The 16,553-nt window shown below is 73.5% G+C and carries 14 protein-coding genes and 1 riboswitch; of the genes, 8 read left to right on the top strand and 6 right to left on the bottom strand.

The annotated features are described in order from the left end of the window. Window positions 1-4: 4 nt before the first annotated feature. The 4 genes from ACIPYS_RS22875 to hisC form a co-directional block, all read right to left on the bottom strand. The gene (locus ACIPYS_RS22875; RefSeq protein WP_360019219.1) at window positions 5-1,216 is read right to left on the bottom strand and encodes an ABC transporter permease; all 1,212 of its coding nucleotides are present in this window, start codon (window positions 1,214-1,216) and stop codon (window positions 5-7) included. Continuing rightward, on the bottom strand, window positions 1,213-2,088 hold the full coding sequence (locus ACIPYS_RS22870) for an ABC transporter ATP-binding protein (protein ID WP_400748814.1): 876 nt from the start codon (window positions 2,086-2,088) through the stop codon (window positions 1,213-1,215). The genes ACIPYS_RS22875 and ACIPYS_RS22870 overlap by 4 nt, the downstream gene beginning before the upstream one ends. Continuing rightward, a complete protein-coding gene (locus ACIPYS_RS22865; RefSeq protein ID WP_400748811.1) occupies window positions 2,088-3,572 on the bottom strand; it encodes an efflux RND transporter periplasmic adaptor subunit in 1,485 nt (494 codons plus the stop codon). Before ACIPYS_RS22865 ends, ACIPYS_RS22870 begins: the two co-directional genes overlap by 1 nt. A gap of 368 nt (window positions 3,573-3,940) precedes the next feature. Beyond that, window positions 3,941-5,011, bottom strand: coding sequence for a histidinol-phosphate transaminase (gene hisC, locus ACIPYS_RS22860; RefSeq protein WP_093861262.1), 1,071 nt, complete (start codon window positions 5,009-5,011; stop codon window positions 3,941-3,943). 333 nt (window positions 5,012-5,344) lie between these two features. Between hisC and ACIPYS_RS22855 the strand changes: the two genes are divergently transcribed. From ACIPYS_RS22855 to ACIPYS_RS22845, 3 genes are all read left to right on the top strand, one after another. Continuing rightward, window positions 5,345-6,502 (top strand): LacI family DNA-binding transcriptional regulator, encoded by a 1,158-nt coding sequence (locus tag ACIPYS_RS22855; protein ID WP_078879728.1) that lies wholly within the window; start codon window positions 5,345-5,347, stop codon window positions 6,500-6,502. Between the two features lie 148 nt (window positions 6,503-6,650). Then, entirely contained in the window at window positions 6,651-7,862 is a 1,212-nt protein-coding gene (locus ACIPYS_RS22850; RefSeq protein WP_400748806.1) for a metallophosphoesterase, read from the top strand. 378 nt (window positions 7,863-8,240) lie between these two features. Next, the gene (locus ACIPYS_RS22845) at window positions 8,241-8,924 is read left to right on the top strand and encodes a hypothetical protein (RefSeq protein ID WP_093861260.1); all 684 of its coding nucleotides are present in this window, start codon (window positions 8,241-8,243) and stop codon (window positions 8,922-8,924) included. 21 nt (window positions 8,925-8,945) lie between these two features. Here the strand turns inward: ACIPYS_RS22845 and ACIPYS_RS22840 are convergent, their stop codons facing one another. After that, window positions 8,946-9,863 (bottom strand): LysR family transcriptional regulator, encoded by a 918-nt coding sequence (locus ACIPYS_RS22840; RefSeq protein ID WP_400748802.1) that lies wholly within the window; start codon window positions 9,861-9,863, stop codon window positions 8,946-8,948. A 123-nt stretch (window positions 9,864-9,986) separates the two neighbouring features. Between ACIPYS_RS22840 and ACIPYS_RS22835 the strand changes: the two genes are divergently transcribed. Then, window positions 9,987-10,379: a VOC family protein gene (locus ACIPYS_RS22835; protein ID WP_400748799.1), complete on the top strand. Its 393-nt coding sequence runs from the start codon at window positions 9,987-9,989 to the stop codon at window positions 10,377-10,379. A 105-nt stretch (window positions 10,380-10,484) separates the two neighbouring features. Here ACIPYS_RS22835 and thiC read toward each other — a convergent pair whose 3' ends face one another. Further along, the gene (gene thiC, locus ACIPYS_RS22830; protein ID WP_400749072.1) at window positions 10,485-12,257 is read right to left on the bottom strand and encodes a phosphomethylpyrimidine synthase ThiC; all 1,773 of its coding nucleotides are present in this window, start codon (window positions 12,255-12,257) and stop codon (window positions 10,485-10,487) included. Window positions 12,258-12,312: 55 nt separating this feature from the next. After that, window positions 12,313-12,447, bottom strand: a riboswitch (TPP riboswitch). Window positions 12,448-12,665: 218 nt separating this feature from the next. Here thiC and ACIPYS_RS22825 point away from each other — a divergent pair. The 4 genes from ACIPYS_RS22825 to ACIPYS_RS22810 all read left to right on the top strand — a co-directional run bounded on the left by ACIPYS_RS22825 (window position 12,666) and on the right by ACIPYS_RS22810 (window position 16,449). After that, window positions 12,666-12,872: a hypothetical protein gene (locus tag ACIPYS_RS22825; RefSeq protein ID WP_030392359.1), complete on the top strand. Its 207-nt coding sequence runs from the start codon at window positions 12,666-12,668 to the stop codon at window positions 12,870-12,872. Between the two features lie 182 nt (window positions 12,873-13,054). Then, entirely contained in the window at window positions 13,055-14,617 is a 1,563-nt protein-coding gene (locus tag ACIPYS_RS22820; protein ID WP_400748796.1) for an SPFH domain-containing protein, read from the top strand. An 81-nt stretch (window positions 14,618-14,698) separates the two neighbouring features. Further along, window positions 14,699-15,712 (top strand): 3-oxoacyl-ACP synthase III family protein, encoded by a 1,014-nt coding sequence (locus tag ACIPYS_RS22815; protein WP_093861256.1) that lies wholly within the window; start codon window positions 14,699-14,701, stop codon window positions 15,710-15,712. Beyond that, entirely contained in the window at window positions 15,709-16,449 is a 741-nt protein-coding gene (locus ACIPYS_RS22810) for a glycosyltransferase family A protein (RefSeq protein ID WP_400748792.1), read from the top strand. Before ACIPYS_RS22815 ends, ACIPYS_RS22810 begins: the two co-directional genes overlap by 4 nt. The last annotated feature ends 104 nt before the right edge of the window (window positions 16,450-16,553 follow it).

Genomic DNA, 16,553 nt, shown 5'->3' with positions numbered 1-16,553 from the left:
TTGGTCACTCGTGCCGGAGGGCGTCGATCGGGCGCAGCGAGGCGGCCCGGTTGGCGGGGTAGCTGCCGAAGAACAGGCCGATGGCGACGGCGATCCCGAAGGCGCCGAGCACCGATTCGGGGATCACCACCGGTTCGATGCCGACGATCCTGAAACGGGAACCGGCGATCCCGGCCAGCACGCCGAGTCCGGCGCCCACCACCGACAGCAGGGTGGCCTCGGTGAGGAACTGCCCGAGGATGACGCCGCGGGGGGCGCCGAGGGCCTTGCGGATGCCGATCTCCCTGGTCCGCTCGGTGACGGTGACCAGCATGATGTTGGTGATGCCGATCCCGCCGACCAGCAGCGAGATCGCGGCCACGGCGCCGAGCAGCACCGTGAAGGTCTTCGTGGTCGACTCCCGGGCGCTGAGCAGCGAGGTCTGGCTGCTGATCCGGAAGTCCGCCTTGCTGGGGTCGGCGATCGCGTGGGTGCCGAGCAGGATCCGGGTGATCTCGGACTGGGCCTGCGCGGTGCTGTCCGCCGAGGCCGCCTGCACCATGATCTGGTTCACCGAGCCGAAGCCGGTGAAGGCGTTCTGCACGGTCGGCAGCGGGGCGATCAGCACGTCGTCCGGGTCGGTGAAGCCGGTGCCGCCCTTGGCCTTGAGCACGCCGACCACGGTGAACGGGGTGCCGCCGACGACGATCGGCTTCCCCACCGGGTCCGCGGTGGCGAACAGCTGCTTGGCGGTGGTCGCCCCGAGCACCGCCACCTTGCGGGAGGCCAGCACGTCGTCCTGGGTGAAGTACTCGCCGTGCTCGACCTTCTGGTTGGCGGTCTCGAAGTACGCCGGGTAGGTGCCGACGATCGAGCCGGGGCTGTACGAGATGTCCCCGTTCAGCGCGGTGCCGCTGGTGGTCACCACCGGCGCGACCGAGCGGACGGCGTGCGGGTCGGCCTCGGTGGCCAGCGCCTTGGCGTCGGCGACGGTCAGCTTCTTGGCGCTGCTCGCGGAGCGCGCGCCGCCGAAGGAGGAGCCGGAGGTGACGGTGAGCGAGTTGGTGCCGAGCGAGGTGATCGACTCCTTGACCGCGACCGAGGAGCCGTTGCCGACCGCCAGCAGCAGGATCACCGAGGCGACGCCGATCAGCACCCCCAGCATGGTGAGCGCGGAGCGGACCTTGTTGGCGACCAGGCCGCCGGCCGCGAAACGGAGGGTCTGCCAGAGGATCACGCGGGCACCCCCGCCCGGTGCGATGCGGGCGGGGGCCCGTCCACCGGGGCCTGCCGGACGTCCGAGACGATCATGCCGTCCACCAGTCGCAGCACACGCTTGGCGTGCCGGGCGACCTCGTCCTCGTGGGTGATCAGCACCACCGTGCGGCCGGTGGCGTTGAGGCCGTCGATCAGCCCGAGCACCTCCTCGGTGGAGCGGCTGTCCAGATTGCCGGTGGGCTCGTCGGCGAGCAGCATCGCGGGTGCGGTGACCAGGGCCCGGGCCACCGCGACGCGCTGCTGCTGACCGCCGGAGAGCTCGTTGGGCCGGTGCCCGGACCGCTCGGCCAGGCCGACCAGGGAGAGCGCGGCGAGCGCCCGCCGGCGGCGTTCGGCGGCCCGCACGCCCGCGTAGGCGAGCGGCAGCTCCACCTGGGCGAGCGCGGTCGTGCGCGGGACCAGGTTGAAGGACTGGAAGACGAAGCCGATCTTGCGGTTGCGCACCAGGGCGAGCTGCCGCTCGTCCAGGTGGCCGACGTCGATGCCGTCCAGCAGGTAGCGGCCGGCGGTCGGGACGTCGAGGCAGCCGAGGATGTTCATCAGCGTGGACTTGCCGGATCCGGAACTGCCCATCACGGCGACGTAGTCGCCCTGCTCGATGTCCAGGTCCACGCCCAGCGGGGCGCCGGTGGCGGGGTCGTCCGGGCCGCGCAGCGCGTGCACGGTGGCGTCGCCGTGGCCGTAGGACTTGGTGAGGCGGCGGATCCGGATCACGGGCGGCGCCGTCCCCGGGCCGGCCGGCCGGACCGGACCGCTGCCCGTACGGGCGGGATCGGTGCCCGGACGGAGGTGGCCGGTGCCCGGACGGGCGGGGAGGAGTCGGCGGGCCATCAGCGGCCACCGCCCCGGCCGGCGCCCGCGCCGCCCGCGGCTCCTCCGCCGCCGACCCCGGCCACCCCCGCGCCGACGCCCGCGCCGCCGCCGTTGCGGCCGCCCTGGCCGCCGTTGGCGCCCGGGAAGGAGCCGTTGGGGAAGCCGTTGGACCCGCTGGTGGAGGCCAGTTCGACCTTGTCGCCCTCGTTCAGCCCGGTCAGCACCTGGACCGTGGTGTCGCCCTCGACGCCGACCTCGACGGTCACCCGGTCGGTGCTGCCGTCCTGGTGGACCAGGGTCGCGGTACGGCTCGAGCCGGTGCCGGACAGCGCCGAGGTGGGCAGCGAGAGCGCGTTGTCCGCCTCGCCGGTGACCACCGAGACGGTCGCGCTGAGGCCGGTCCGCAGCTTGCTGGTGTCGCCGGAGATCTGGAGCGTCGCCGAGTACTGCACGGCGGCCGCACCGCCGCCGGAACCGCTCACCGGCAGCGGGCTGACCGACAGCACCGAGGCGTTGAACCTGCTGTCGGACTGCGCGTTCAGGGTGACGGTGGCCGCCTCGCCCTTCTTGAGCTTGAGCGAGTCCAGCTCGGAGAAGTTCGCGGTGACCTGCATGCCGGTCGGATTGGTCAGCACGATGAAGCCGCTGGGAGCGGTGGCGGAGCTCCCGGTCGACTTGGTTCCGCCGCTGGAGGAGGCGCCGCCGGTCGCGCCGACCGTGTCGCCCGCCTTGCCCGCCACCGAGGCGACCGTGCCGTCCACCGAGGCGGTGAGGGTGGTGCCGGCAAGCGCCGTCTGGGCGTTGGAGAGGTTGGTCTGCGCGGTGGCGAGCTGCTGCTCGGCCTGGGCGACCGCCGCCTCGTCCACCTTGGTGGTGGAGATGGTGGTGGTCTGCGGCTCGGGGACGGCGGCCGGCGCCGACGGGACGGTGGCCTGCGCGGACGGGGCGGTCTGCCCGGACGGGTCGGCCGAGGGGGCGGACGCGCTGCTCCCGCCCGCCCCCCGGCTGCCCGTGCCGCCCGAGCCGTTCCCGCCGGACGTGCCGTTCCCGCCGGACGTGCCCGACGAGCCGTTGGCCTTGGCCGGCAGCTGCTGGACGGTCGTCGTGGTGACGCCGGCCCTGGCCTTGGTCAGATTGACCGAGGCGGTGTTGAGCGCCGCCTGCGCGGCGTCCACCTGCTGCTGGGCGGCCGTGGTGTCGACGGTGGCGAGCACCTGCCCCTTGGTCACCTGGTCGCCGACGGCGACCTTGACCGCGGTCAGCCGCCCACCGGTGGTGAAGTCCTGGGCGGCGTCGGTGGGCGAGGCCAGGGTGCCGGTTCCGGACACCGTGGCCAGGACCGTGCCCTTGGTCACGGTCGCCGTCCGGACGGGGGCCTTGGCGGCCGTGGTGCCGGAGCCGTCGTCCAGCACGGTGTACGCCAGGGCGGCGGCACCGAGCAGGGCCACGCCGAGCGCGGAGTTGACGAGGACGGCACCTCGCCGTCGCGGGAACACCTTCATGGCGGACAGCTTCCCGGGGCGCTCTTGCACCGTCCTGGGCACCGACTGGGAGAAGGCTGACCGGCCGAACCGGGCATTTGCCGCGCTCCGCCCGCCACCGGGGCCGGCTTGGCCGGTTCCCGACGATCCGTTGACCGTTCTCCCAGCCGTCTCCCAGAAAACCCCAGGCACTCCTGATCGTCCGGAGCCCGTCGCGGTGCCGCCGTCGGCCCCGCAAGGGACCCGGGAGGGCCCCGGAAAGGACCCGGAAAGGACCCGGGAGGGCCCCGGAAGGGCTCCGAGGGCCCCGGAACGCGCCGCGGCGGAGCGGGCGGCCGGTACGGACCGGGCCGCCCCGCTCCGCCGCGGGGCCGGACTGCGCGCGGGGGCTACAGCTCCTTGCGGAACGCCTCCGCCACCGAGAGGAAGATCGAGTTGCCCTCGACCTCGCCGATCGAGATCCGCACGCCCTCCGGGAACGGCCGGACGATCACACCGGCGGCCGCGCACGCGGCCGCGAAGTCCTGCGAACGCTCGCCCAGCTCCAGCCAGACGAAGTTGGCCTGCGAGTCCGGGATCTCCCAGCCCTGGGCCCGCAGCCCGGCCACCACCCGGGTCCGCTCCTCGACCAGCGCGTCCACCCGGACCATCAGCGCGTCCTCGGCCCGCAGCGAGGCGACGGCCGCGTCCTGGGCGATCTGGACGACGCCGAACGGCACCGCGGTCTTGCGCAGCGCGTTCGCGACCGGCTCGTGCGCGACCGCGAAGCCGACCCGCAGACCGGCCAGGCCGTAGGCCTTGGAGAAGGTGCGCAGCACGCAGACGTTCGGGCGGTTCCGGTAGAGGTCGAGGCCGTTGGGCACCTCGGGGTCGCGGATGAACTCGATGTACGCCTCGTCGACGACGACCAGCACCTCGGCCGGGACGGCGTCCAGGAAGCGCTCCAGCTCGGCGCGGTGGATCACGTTGCCGGTGGGGTTGTTGGGGTTGCAGACGAAGATCAGCCTGGTCCGCCCGGTGATCGCGGCCAGCATCGCGTCCAGGTCGTGGTCGCCGCCCGCGGTCAGCGGCACCGGGACCGGGGTCGCGCCGGCGACCTGGGTGATGATCGGGTAGGCCTCGAAGGAGCGCCAGGCGAACATCACCTCGTCGCCGGGGCCCGCCGTGGCGAGGATCAGCGACTGGGCCACACCGACCGAGCCGGTGCCGGTGGCGATGTGCTCGACCGGCACGTCGAAGTGCTTCGCCAGCTCGGCGGTCAGCCCGGTGACGGCCATGTCCGGGTAGCGGTTGAGCTTGCCGGCCGCGGCGACCGCCGCCTCCAGCACGCCCGGGAGCGGCTCGTACGGGTTCTCGTTGGACGACAGCTTGTAGGCGTCGGGGCCTGCCGGCTTGCCGGGCTTGTAGGTGGGAATGCCGTCCAGGCTCGGCCTGAGGCGGGGGCCCTGTGCTGCGGTCACGGTCGGTCTCCTTCTGTCTTTCCGCTGCGTTCGCCCGCCACGGCCGGGGTCGCCGCCGTGCCCGGGCAGTCCGAACGCGTGCGGTTCCACCCCGGTCGGGTGCCCTGAACGATACCGATCGCACTCACCCGTAGGGGTGAGATGCCCGGTCGGGTTACAGACGCGGATCAGCCATTCTGCTGGGTTCCTTTGGCACATGTCAGAGGTAAACCAGCTGGTTTCGTACGGGGATCGAAGGGGCGCACACGGGCTCACTCACGGAGAAACGTATCTCCACAGGCTCCCAATGCGCCGGTCACAGACCCTTGTCAGGAGCCATACGATCGGTCCGCCATGACAGCAGCAGCCAACCAGAGCGGTCGGCGGCCCACCACCTCACGGCGTCTGGAGCGGGCCGGCATCCGGGATGTGGCAGCAGCCGCCGGAGTGTCGATCACCACCGTCTCCGACGCGCTGAACGGGAAGGGCCGCCTGCCCGACGAGACCAGAAGCCGGGTGCGCGAAGTCGCCGAGCGCCTCGGATACCGCCCCTCGGCGGCGGCCCGCACCCTGCGCACCGGACGGTCCGGCCTGATCGGGCTGACCGTCACCACCTACGGCGAAGAGCCGTTCACCTTCACCGAGTTCGCCTACTTCGCCGAGATGGCCCGGGCCGCCACCAGTGCCGCCCTGGGCCGCGGCTACGCCCTGGTGGTGCTGCCCGCCTCGTCCCGGCACGACGTCTGGGGCAACATCGCCCTGGACGGCACCGTGGTGATCGACCCGCCCGACCAGGACCCGCTGGTCAGCGAGCTGTACCGGTCCGGCGTCCCGGTGGTCAGCGACGGCAAGCCGGGGAACTGCCCGGTCACCGCCTGGGTCGACAACGACCACGAGGCCGCCGTGCTCGGCATCCTCGACCACCTCTCCGAGGCCGGCGCCCGCCGGATCGGCCTGCTCACCGGCACCAGCACCGACACCTACACCCGTCTCTCCACCGAGGCCTACCTCGGCTGGTGCGCCAAGGTCGGCCAGGAACCGGTCTACGAGACCTACCCCGCGCACGACCCGGCCGCCGGCGCCGTCGCCGCCGACCGGCTGCTCGCCCGACCGGACCGGCCGGACGCCGTCTACGGCCTGTTCGACCCCAACGGCACCGACCTGCTCGCCGCCGCCCGCCGCTACGGCCTGCGGGTGCCGGACGACCTGCTGCTGGTCTGCTGCAGCGAGAGCGACGTCTACGCGACCACCGAGCCGCCCATCACCACCCTGTCGCTCAAGCCCCGCCGGATCGGCACCACCGTGGTGAACCTCCTGATCGACGCCATCGAGGGCGTGGACTCCGGCACCGGCGTGGACATCGCCCGGCTCTTCCCGCCCCGCTTCCGCACCGCCGGCACCGGTCCGCCGCCCGGCACCCTGATGCCGACCGAGCTCATCGTCCGCGCCTCCTCGCAACGACGGAGCCCGCGCACCACGGTCAGCCCGCCCCGCCCGCCGGGTGAGGTGTGACCCCCGGGACCGCACCCCAGCGGGCTGTGGCCCGGACCATGCCGAGTCGGGACAAATCGGACCTGACGGACCGCCCGGCTGACGCTCCGGAGGATTGGATACCCACCAGGTGACGACGCCGGGAGAGTGGTCTTCCTATGATGGGCGAATGACACCCGAGGACCGCTTCCCCGGGCCTGAACACCCGGACTCAGGCCCACGCCACCAGCCGGACCTCGACGTGCTGCCGTACGGCACCTATTACGAACCGGACCCCAACGGCGGGTACCCGGCGACCGGCTACGAGGCCGAGACCTACAGCGGTTACGGCGGCGCCCGGTACCTCGAACAGCACTGGCCGGCCACCGGCCCCGAACAGGGCCACACCGTGCACGCCCAGAACGGCCCCCACGAGCAGGCCGGTTACGAGCCCACCCTGCCGGACCACCCCTCCCCCGCCCACGGCGGCCACCCCGGCCGGCAGAGCGACGACCCGCCGACCATCGAGCTCGGCCCCCCGCTCCCCGAACCCGGCCAGCCCTACCACCCGTACCCGGCGCCCGGCCCCGGCGAGCCCCCCGGCCCGCTCTACGTCGTCGGCGACGTGCACGGCTACCTCGACGAGCTCCGCACCGAGCTGCGCCACCAGGGCCTGATCGACCCCGACGGCCACTGGTCCGCCGGCCGGTCCCGGATCTGGTTCCTCGGCGACTTCACCGACCGCGGCCCGGACGGCATCGGCGTCATCGACCTGGTCATGCAGCTCGCCGCCGAGTCGGCGGCCGCCGGCGGCTACTGCCGGGCCCTGATGGGCAATCACGAACTCCTCTTCCTCGGCGCCGCCCGGTACGGCGACGAGCCCGTCCAGTCCACCGCCGGCACCGCCTCCTTCCTCGCCGCCTGGCGGCTCAACGGCGGACAGCAGAGCGACCTGGAGCGCCTGGAGGCGCACCACATCAGCTGGCTCTCCCGGCTCCCCGCCATCGCCCTGGAGGACGGCCACCTGCTGCTGCACTCCGACACCACCGCCTACCTCGAGTACGGCGAGTCCATCCCCGAGGTCAACGACGCCGTCCACGACCTGCTCGCGGACGAGGGCGTCGACGAGTGGTGGGACTGCTTCCGCCGGTTCACCAAGCGCTTCGCCTTCCGCGGCGACGCCGGCCCGACCGCCGTCCGCGAACTGCTGGAGACCTACGGCGGCGCGCGCGTCGTGCACGGCCACAGCCCGATCCCGTACCTCACCGGCGCGGTGCACGCCGACGACGGCATGCCGCCGCACGTCCCCGGACCGTACGTCTACGCGGAGGACCTCGCCGTCGCCATGGACGGCGGGGTGACCATGGAGGGCAGGCTGCTGGTCTCCCGCCTGCCGATCTGAGCCGCCGGACACACCGGCGCGAACGCCGCACACACCGGCGGGGGCCGGACCGCACCCGGTCCGGCCCGCCGCCGTTCCGGCACACCCCCGCCGCTCCGGCACACCCTCGTGGCCCCGGCACACCCACGTGCCCCCGGAACACCCTCCGCCCACGGCAGGTGACGGACCGTCGACCGAACGGGCGTTCCCGGCGCCCGGACCGTCGCGCACGCGCATCCAGGGGCGCGAAATTCCGGAAAGCCACTGTCGACCCGGCCGCACCCACCCCTACCATCGGGGGCACACCACACCCGGCCGCCCCCGCGGCGGCCCGACTCCGCGCCGCGCCCCGTGCACGTCGGGACGGAGAGCGCGGGGGTCCGCACGAACGGGGTCCCCATGAACGACGCCCCGCACCTGCTCGCCGAGGACCGCCCGGACTTCGAGCGCCTCCTCGACGAAGCACTGCGCGACGACACCCTCCGCACCGTCCTGCGCGCGCCCGGCGCGCCACCCCCCGACGACCTGCGCGCCCACGCGCTCGCCTCGGCCGACAGCGTCGCCGCCCCGGCGGCCACCGAGTACCAGCACTACCTGCGGCTGCGCGAGAACCTCCGCGCCACCCCGCCCGCGCCCGGCGAACCCGCCGCGCCCGGACTGCTCACCCAGCTGCGCTCGGAGAACGGCGGCGCCGGACTGCTCCCGGTGCTCACCGTCCTCACCCCCATCCTCGCCTGGACGGCCGCCGTGGTCCTGCTGCTGCTCGGCTACGCGCTGCGGGCCGCCGACCCGGACAGCGCCCTGGCCCGCTCGCTGCTCACCGCCGGGTGGCTCGCCCTCGCCGCCGGGGTGGCCGCGATGGCCGTCGGCATCGTCGGGCTGATCCTCACCGCCCTGCGGGACGGCTCGGCCCCGCCCACGGTGCCCTTCCCGCCGGGCACCGACCCCGAGCTCGCGGCCGAGCTCGACGACGCCCGCCGCGACTGGCAGCGCGCCCTGCGCGAGCGGGCGCTCGTCCCGCACCTCACCGCCGCCGCCCGGGCCGGCAGCGCCCCGGCCCTCACCGGGCCCGACGACAGCTGACCGGCGACGGCCGACCGGCGCCTAGTCCGCCGCCGCCCGGTGCGCCGCAGCCCGGTCCGGCGCCGCCGAGTCCGCCGCCGCCCGGACGAACTCGCGGACCCGCTCGGTGGTGTTCCCCTCCCGCCAGACCGGACCGCGCTCGATCAGCGGGGCGTCCTCGATCGGCACATAGACGAGGTCCGGACGCGGGTGGTACCGCCGCGAGAGCTCGCCCACCGGCAGCACGCCCCGGCCCAGCGCGACCAGCGTCAGCATCTCGGAGAAGGTCGCGCCGACCGGGCCGGGCGGCACCGGCCGCCCCGAGGGGGTCCGGTCCGGGGTGCGGTCCCGCTTGAAGGCCGCCGAGGTCACGGCCGGGTACTGCACCACCGGGTGGTCGCCCAGCACCTCCAGGGACACCGAGGAGGCCCCCGCCAACGGATGCCCGGCCGCCACCGCGAGCACCCGGCGCTCGGTCATCAGCACCGGGCCGTTCGCCATCCCGTCGAACGGGAAGGCGGCGATCAGCACGTCCACCGAGCCGTCCAGCAGGCTGGAGCGGGTGTTCGCCAGCTGGGCCTCGCGGACCTCCACCCGGCAGTCCGGGTGCCGCTCGCCGAACAGCGCCACCGCCCGGAGCAGCACCGGTGCCGTCCCCTCGCCGAGGAACGCCACCCGCAGCTCACCGGCGACACCCCGGTTGGCCTCGGCCGCCCGGCGCACCGCCGCCGCGATGCCGGCCACCAGCGGCGCCAGCTCCTCCGCCAGCCGCAGGCCCACCGGGGTGACCCGCACCGACCGGCTGGTGCGCTCGAACAGCGCTCCCCCGAGCCGCCGTTCGAGCTGTCGCACCACCTGGCTCACCCGGCCGGTGCTGAGCCGCAGGCGTTCGGCGGTACGGCCGAAGTGCAGCTCCTCCGCGAGTGTCAGGAAGACCTCGATCTCCACCCGTTCCAGCACGCTCCACCCCTCCACCGTTCACCGGGGCTCAATGATCGTTGACGGATGCCGTCTTGATGACACCGGCCGCCTGGCGGATCGTGGAACACGTCACCGGCAGCACCCCTCCCGACTGGAGCCACCATGACCGCCATCCGCGTGAAGGCCTTCGACCACCTCGTGCTCAACGTCCGCGACATCGAACGCTCGCTGGACTTCTACGGCGGACTGCTCGGCCTGGAGCCGGTCCGGGTCGAGGAGTGGCGCGCCGGCAAGGTCTCCTTCCCGTCCCTCCGGGTCACCCCCGAGACGATCATCGACCTGATGTCCCGCCCGCGCGGCGAGTCCAACGTCGACCACATCTGCCTCACCGTCGACCCCCTCGACTGGCAGCAGGTCGTCGACTCCGGGATCTTCAAGGTCCTGGAGGGCCCCGTCCCCCGCTACGGCGCCCGCGGCAACGCCACCTCCATCTACGTCCAGGACCCGGACGGCAACACCGTCGAACTCCGCTGGTACCCCGAGGACGCCGCCTGACCGGCACCGCCCCCGGCCGGACGCCGGGCCGGGACGCCGGCGCACGCGTGCGCCGGGCCGGGAGGCCCCCTCCACCCCCCGGTCCGGCGCGTTCGTGCGGCGTGCTCAGTCCGCCAGCGGCAGGTAGACCCGGTTGCCCTGGGCCGCGAACTCCGCAGACTTCTCGGCCATCCCGGCGAGCGCGTCCTCCCCGTAACCGGACTCGACGGCGCTCGAACCGTCCCCGTGCTCCTCGCGGATCTTCTGGGAGATCTTCATCGAGCAGAACTTCGGACCGCACATGGAACAGAAGTGGGCGGTCTTGGCGGGCTCCGCGGGGAGGGTCTCGTCGTGGAACTCGCGGGCCGTCTCCGGGTCGAGGGCCAGGTTGAACTGGTCCTCCCAGCGGAACTCGAAGCGCGCGTCGGAGAGCGCGTCGTCCCAGTCCTGGGCACCGGGGTGGCCCTTGGCCAGGTCCGCGGCGTGGGCGGCGATCTTGTAGGTGATGACACCGGTCTTCACGTCGTCCCGGTTGGGCAGGCCCAGGTGCTCCTTGGGCGTGACGTAGCAGAGCATCGCGGTGCCCCACCAGGCGATCATCGCGGCGCCGATGCCCGAGGTGATGTGGTCGTAGCCGGGCGCGACATCGGTGGTGAGCGGGCCCAGGGTGTAGAACGGGGCCTCGTCGCAGATCTCCTTCTGGAGATCCATGTTCTCCTTGATCTTGTGCATCGGGACGTGGCCCGGGCCCTCGATCATCACCTGGACGTCCTTGGCACGGGCGATCCGGCCCAGCTCGCCCAGGGTCTGCAGCTCGGCGAACTGCGCCTCGTCGTTGGCGTCCGCGATCGAGCCCGGGCGCAGGCCGTCACCCAGCGAGAAGGTGACGTCGTAACGCGCCAGGATGTCGCAGAGCTCCTCGAAGTTCGTGTAGAGGAAGTTCTCCCGGTGGTGCGCCAGGCACCAGGCCGCCATGATCGAACCACCGCGGGAGACGATGCCGGTCTTGCGGCGGGCGGTCATCGGCACGTAGCGCAGCAGCACGCCCGCGTGCACGGTCATGTAGTCGACGCCCTGCTCGCACTGCTCGACGATCGTGTCCCGGTAGACCTCCCAGCTGAGGTCCTCGGCCCGGCCGTCGACCTTCTCCAGCGCCTGGTAGAGCGGCACGGTGCCGATCGGCACGGGGGAGTTGCGCAGGATCCACTCGCGGGTGGTGTGGATGTTGCGGCCGGTGGAGAGGTCCATGACGGTGTCGGCGCCCCAGCGGGTGGCCCAGGTCATCTTCTCCACCTCCTCCTCGATCGAGGAGGTGACCGCCGAGTTGCCGATGTTGGCGTTGATCTTCACCAGGAAGTTGGTGCCGATGATCGCCGGCTCGACCTCGGGGTGGTTCACGTTGACCGGGATGACGGCGCGGCCGCGGGCCACCTCGTCCCGCACGTACTCGGGCGCCAGGCCCTCGCGCAGGGCGACGAACTCCATCTCGGGGGTCACGATGCCGCGCTTGGCGTAGCCGAGCTGGGTCACCGCGACGTCGCCGCGCCCGCGCAGCGGCCGGCGCGGGCGGCCGGGGAACACCGCGTCGAGGTTGCGGAGGTTCCCGCCGCGCGGCGAGGTGTGCTTGATCCCGTCGTCCTCGGGGCGCGCCTCGCGGCCGTCGTACTCCTCGACGTCGCCGCGCTGGCGGATCCAGGCGTCCCGCAGCGCCGGCAGCCCGCGCCGGACGTCGGGCTCGTAGGCCGGGTCGGTGTACGGTCCGGAGGTGTCGTACAGCGGGACGGTCTTCTCGTTGGTCAGCACGACCTCGCGGTACGGCACGCGCAGGTCGGGGCGGGACCCCTCGCGGTAGGCCTTGCGCCAGGCGGGGGTGGGGTAGCCGGTGCCGGCGCTGGTCACGGCGGCGCCGTGCGCGGACGGCGACTGGGCAGACTGCGGCTGTGCCTCAAAGGTGGTCAACGGACCTTCAACTCCCTACGCCGGCATTACCCGGTCAGGTTCCTGCGGTCGACGCAGCCTCCGGTCCGTCGTCCGACGTCCCGTTCAGCGCCCTCTCAGCCCGGTGCTCCGAGCTCCCGCGTCCGCAGGCGGTGTTGCCCGCGCATGACGTCCAACACCGTAGCGAGCCGACCGCCGGAGGTCCAGAGGGGGGTCGGCGCGGGAGAACGGCGAGGTCCGGCGGGTGAAGGGTGGGGCGCGGAGGCCTTCCGGCGGGCAGACTGGCCCAGGGCGTGTCCTCGGACCCCCGCCCCGCAGGCGCGGGTCCGGAGAGACGCCCCAGGAGCCGACGAGTCGAGGGAGGCCGGCGTGATCGGGAGCACGGGGCGGGTCACCGGAGCGGTGGGTGCGGGGCTGGTCGGCGAGGTGATGGTGCACGTGCCGGAGCGGCGGGGCGCCGAGGCGTTCCTCGCCTACCTGGCCGTTCCCGGGGACCGGCTGGTGGTGGGGACGCCGGTGGTGGTGATCGAGTACCAGCCGCCGCGGACGGTCTATGTGGCGCCGATCGGGCCCTGACGTCCGGCGGACCGGCCGACCGGTGACCGTCCCTGCCGGTCCGCCGGCCGCCCGTGACGATCCACGGACCGTCCCGTGACGACCTTGTGACGGTGCGTCATGTCACTTCCCTTTCCCCGCACCGAGCCCCGGCGGACAATCCGTTTCGGCGCATCTCCTGCGCCGGAAGGGGGAGTTGAACCATGGGATTCATCATCGCCGGGGCGGCCGCCGCGGCCGTGCTGGTCATGATCACGCTCTTCAAGCTCATGTGGCGGGTGGCCGAGCCGAACGAGGCACTGATCATCTCCGGTTCCCGCCACCGCACCGAGGGGGTCGGTGACGGGCTGGGCTTCCGGATCGTCACCGGCCGGGGCACCCTCGTCACCCCCGGCCTCCAGGGCGTCCGGCGGCTCTCGCTGGACCTCAACGAGGCCGAACTGAACGTCGAGTGCGTCACCACGCAGGGCATCCCGGTCCGGGTCAAGGGCGTGGTCATCTTCAAGGTCGGCGACGACGACGTCTCCATCGCCAACGCCGCCCGCCGCTTCCTCGACCAGCAGAAACTGATCAGCCAGCGCGTCCACAACGTCTTCGCCGGACACCTGCGGTCGATCGTCGGCGGACTCACCGTCGAGGACATGATCCGCGACCGGGAACGGCTCACCGGTGAGACCAGGGCCGCCTCCGGACTGGAGATGGAGAAGCTCGGCCTGATCATCGACACCCTGCAGATCCAGGAGATCATCGACCCGACCGGTTACATCAAGAACCTCGCCATCCCGCACGCCGCCGCCGTCCAGCGGGACGCCAGGATCGCCCAGGCGGCGGCGGACCGGGTGGCCACCGAGGCGGAGCAGGAGGCCGCCGCCCGCAAGGCCGAGGCGACCCGCAACAGCGAGATCCAACAGGCCTCCTACCAGGCCGAGATGGACACCGCGACGGCCCGCGCCCGGCAGGCCGGACCGCTCGCCGACGCCGCCTCCCGGCAGGAGGTGGTGGTCCAGGAGACCCGGGTCGCCGAACTGGAGGCGCGGCGCAAGGAGCAGCAGCTCCAGATCGACGTCCGCAAGCCCGCCGACGCCCGCGCGTACGACACCCGCACCACCGCCGAGGCGGCCCGTGACGCCCGGATCTCCGCCGCCCAGGCGCAGGCCCAGGAGACCGAGCTGGCGGCCGCGGCCGAGGCCGGACGGGTGCGGATCGCGGCCGAGGCGGACGCCGACGCCACCCGGGTGCGCGGTCTGGCGCAGGCCGAGGCGACCACCGCCACCGGGCGGGCGGAGGCGGCCTCGGTCGAGGCGCGCGGCCTGGCCGACGCCGCCTCCGCCCGGGCGGTCGCCCTGGCCAGGGCCGAGGGCATCAAGGCCCGGGCAGCCGCCCTCGCCGAGAACCAGGAGGCGGTGGTGGCCCAGGAGTTGGCCGAGCAGTGGCCGCAGATCGTGCGGGCGGCGGCCGAGTCCTTCGGCAACGTGGAGCACATGGTGCTGCTCAACGGCGCCGACGGGATGGGGGAGCTGTTCGCCAAGGCGCTCGCGATGGGCGGCACCGGGCTCGGGCTGGCCCGGCAACTGCTGTCCACCGTCGGCGCGGACGGCGGGACGGCAACCGCTGCTCCCGGCTCCGCCGCCCCCGCCCCCGCGGCCGGTGCTCCCGCGACCGCGGCAGCGGTCTCCGTCCCGGTACCGGTCGACGCCGTGCCGCCCGCCTTCCTCCACCGCGACGGCACGGACCGCCGCGAGGACGAGGAGCCCGGGCGGGACTGAACCGGTCCGAGTAGCCCGGCGGCGCCCGCCTGAGTACGAGTACTCAGGCGGGCGCCGCCCGGTCCGCAGCACGATGGGACCATGCACCCAGCAGCCACCGCGCGGATCGGCATCACCGCCGTCGGATCCCAGCTCCCCGCCCGACGACTGACCTCCCGGCAGCTCCAGGACGAGATCACCGCGGGCGGCCGGCTGCGCCTGCCGGAGCGGACCCTCGAGAAGGCCACCGGCATCGTCACCCGGCACTTCGCGGCCGACGGCGAGTACGCCTCCACCCTCGCCCTGGGCGCCGCCCGGCGCGCCCTGGACAGCCGCGGCCTGGACCCACTGGACATCGACCTGCTGCTGTTCGCCTCGGCCACCCGGGACGTCGCCGAGCCCGCCACCGCGCATCTGGTGCAGTCCGAACTCGGCTCGCGCGCCCACGCCCTGGACGTCAGCAACGCCTGCAACAGCTTCCTCAACGGGATCGACCTGGCCCGCTCGACGATCCTGGCCGGCCGGGCCCGGCGGGCCCTGGTGGTCACCGGCGAGACGCCCAGCCGGGCGATGCGGCGGGACCCCGGCGGGGCGGAGGAGTTCCGGGCGGGCTTCGCCGGCTACACCTTCGGCGACGCGGGCGCCGCCGTCGTGGTGGAGGCGGTGGAGCGCGGCGGCATCCTCGACGTGGAGACCGAGACCGCCTCCGAGCACTGGCGGACCGGCGGCATCCCGGGCGGCGGCTCACGCCACCCGCGCGGCGACGAGTACAGCTACTTCCGCGGCGGCGGCACGGAGCTGCGGGGCGTCTTCGAGAAGATCGGCCTGGACATCCTGACCCGGGTGGCCGCCCGCACCGGCCTCGGCTGGGAGGACTACGCCCGGGTGCTGGTGCACCAGGTGACCGTGCCCTACCTGGAGCGCTTCGTGGAGGCCACCGGGGTGCCGGAGGAGAAGCTGGTGGTGACGGTGCCCGAGCTCGGCAATGTCGCCAGCGCCACGATCGGGGTCCAACTCGACCGAATACATGAGGAGTTGGAACCGGGCGACCGGGTGCTGATGCTCGGTCTCGGCGGCGGTGTGAGCCTGATGACGATGGTCTGGGAGGCGTCGTGACCGCGCTCTGGGTGATCGTCCCCGCCTACCGGGAGGAGGCCAGGATCACCGCCACCCTGAACGCCCTCGCCGCCCAGCGGGACCGGGAGTTCACCCTGCTGGTCGCGGACAACGGCTCCACCGACGGCACGGTCGGGGCCGTCCGCGCCTTCGCCGCCCGGGCACCCTTCCCGGTCGAGGTGCTGGTGGAGCCGGAGAAGGGCGTCGGCTCGGCGGTCGACACCGCGTTCCGGCACGCCATCGCGAACGGCGCCACCCTGCTCGCCCGCACCGACGCCGACTGCCTGCCCGCCCCCGGCTGGACCGCCGCCGCCCGGGCCGGCCTGCTCGACGGCGGCGGACTGGTCTGCGGCCGGGTCACCGCCCGCCGGGACGAGCACGGACCGGCCGGGCGCGCCGTCTTCCTGGTGCTGGTCGCGCTCGGCGCGTTCTTCGGCCGGATCCGGCCCGCGCACCACCGCCGGCACGGATACCTCACGCCGTACCGGATGCACGCGGGCAACAACATGGCGATCACCGCCGAGCTCTACCTGGCGGTCGGCGGCATGCCGCGCCGGCCCTCGCCCACCGACCGGATGTTCATCAACCGCGTCCGCCGGCACACCACCGCGATCATCCGCCGCCGCGACATGGTGGTGCAGAACTCCACCCGCCGGATCCGCGCCTACGGAGTGGTCGGCACCGCCCGCTGGTACCTCGACCGCGGCCCGGGCACCCGGGCCGTCGACATCCGCTGAGTGCCGAATCCGTCGACATCGCCTTCCCTTCCGCCACCGCAGAGCACTTTGCAAAGTCCTGGCAGGACTTTGCAAAGTGCTCGGAACCCCCTTGTTCCCGCCCC

It is taken from the genome of Kitasatospora sp. NPDC089913, assembly GCF_044748625.1.
In the GTDB taxonomy this organism is placed as follows: domain Bacteria; phylum Actinomycetota; class Actinomycetes; order Streptomycetales; family Streptomycetaceae; genus Kitasatospora.
Note: the sequence above shows the minus strand (reverse complement) of the source record. Positions and strands in the feature narration are given on the sequence as shown.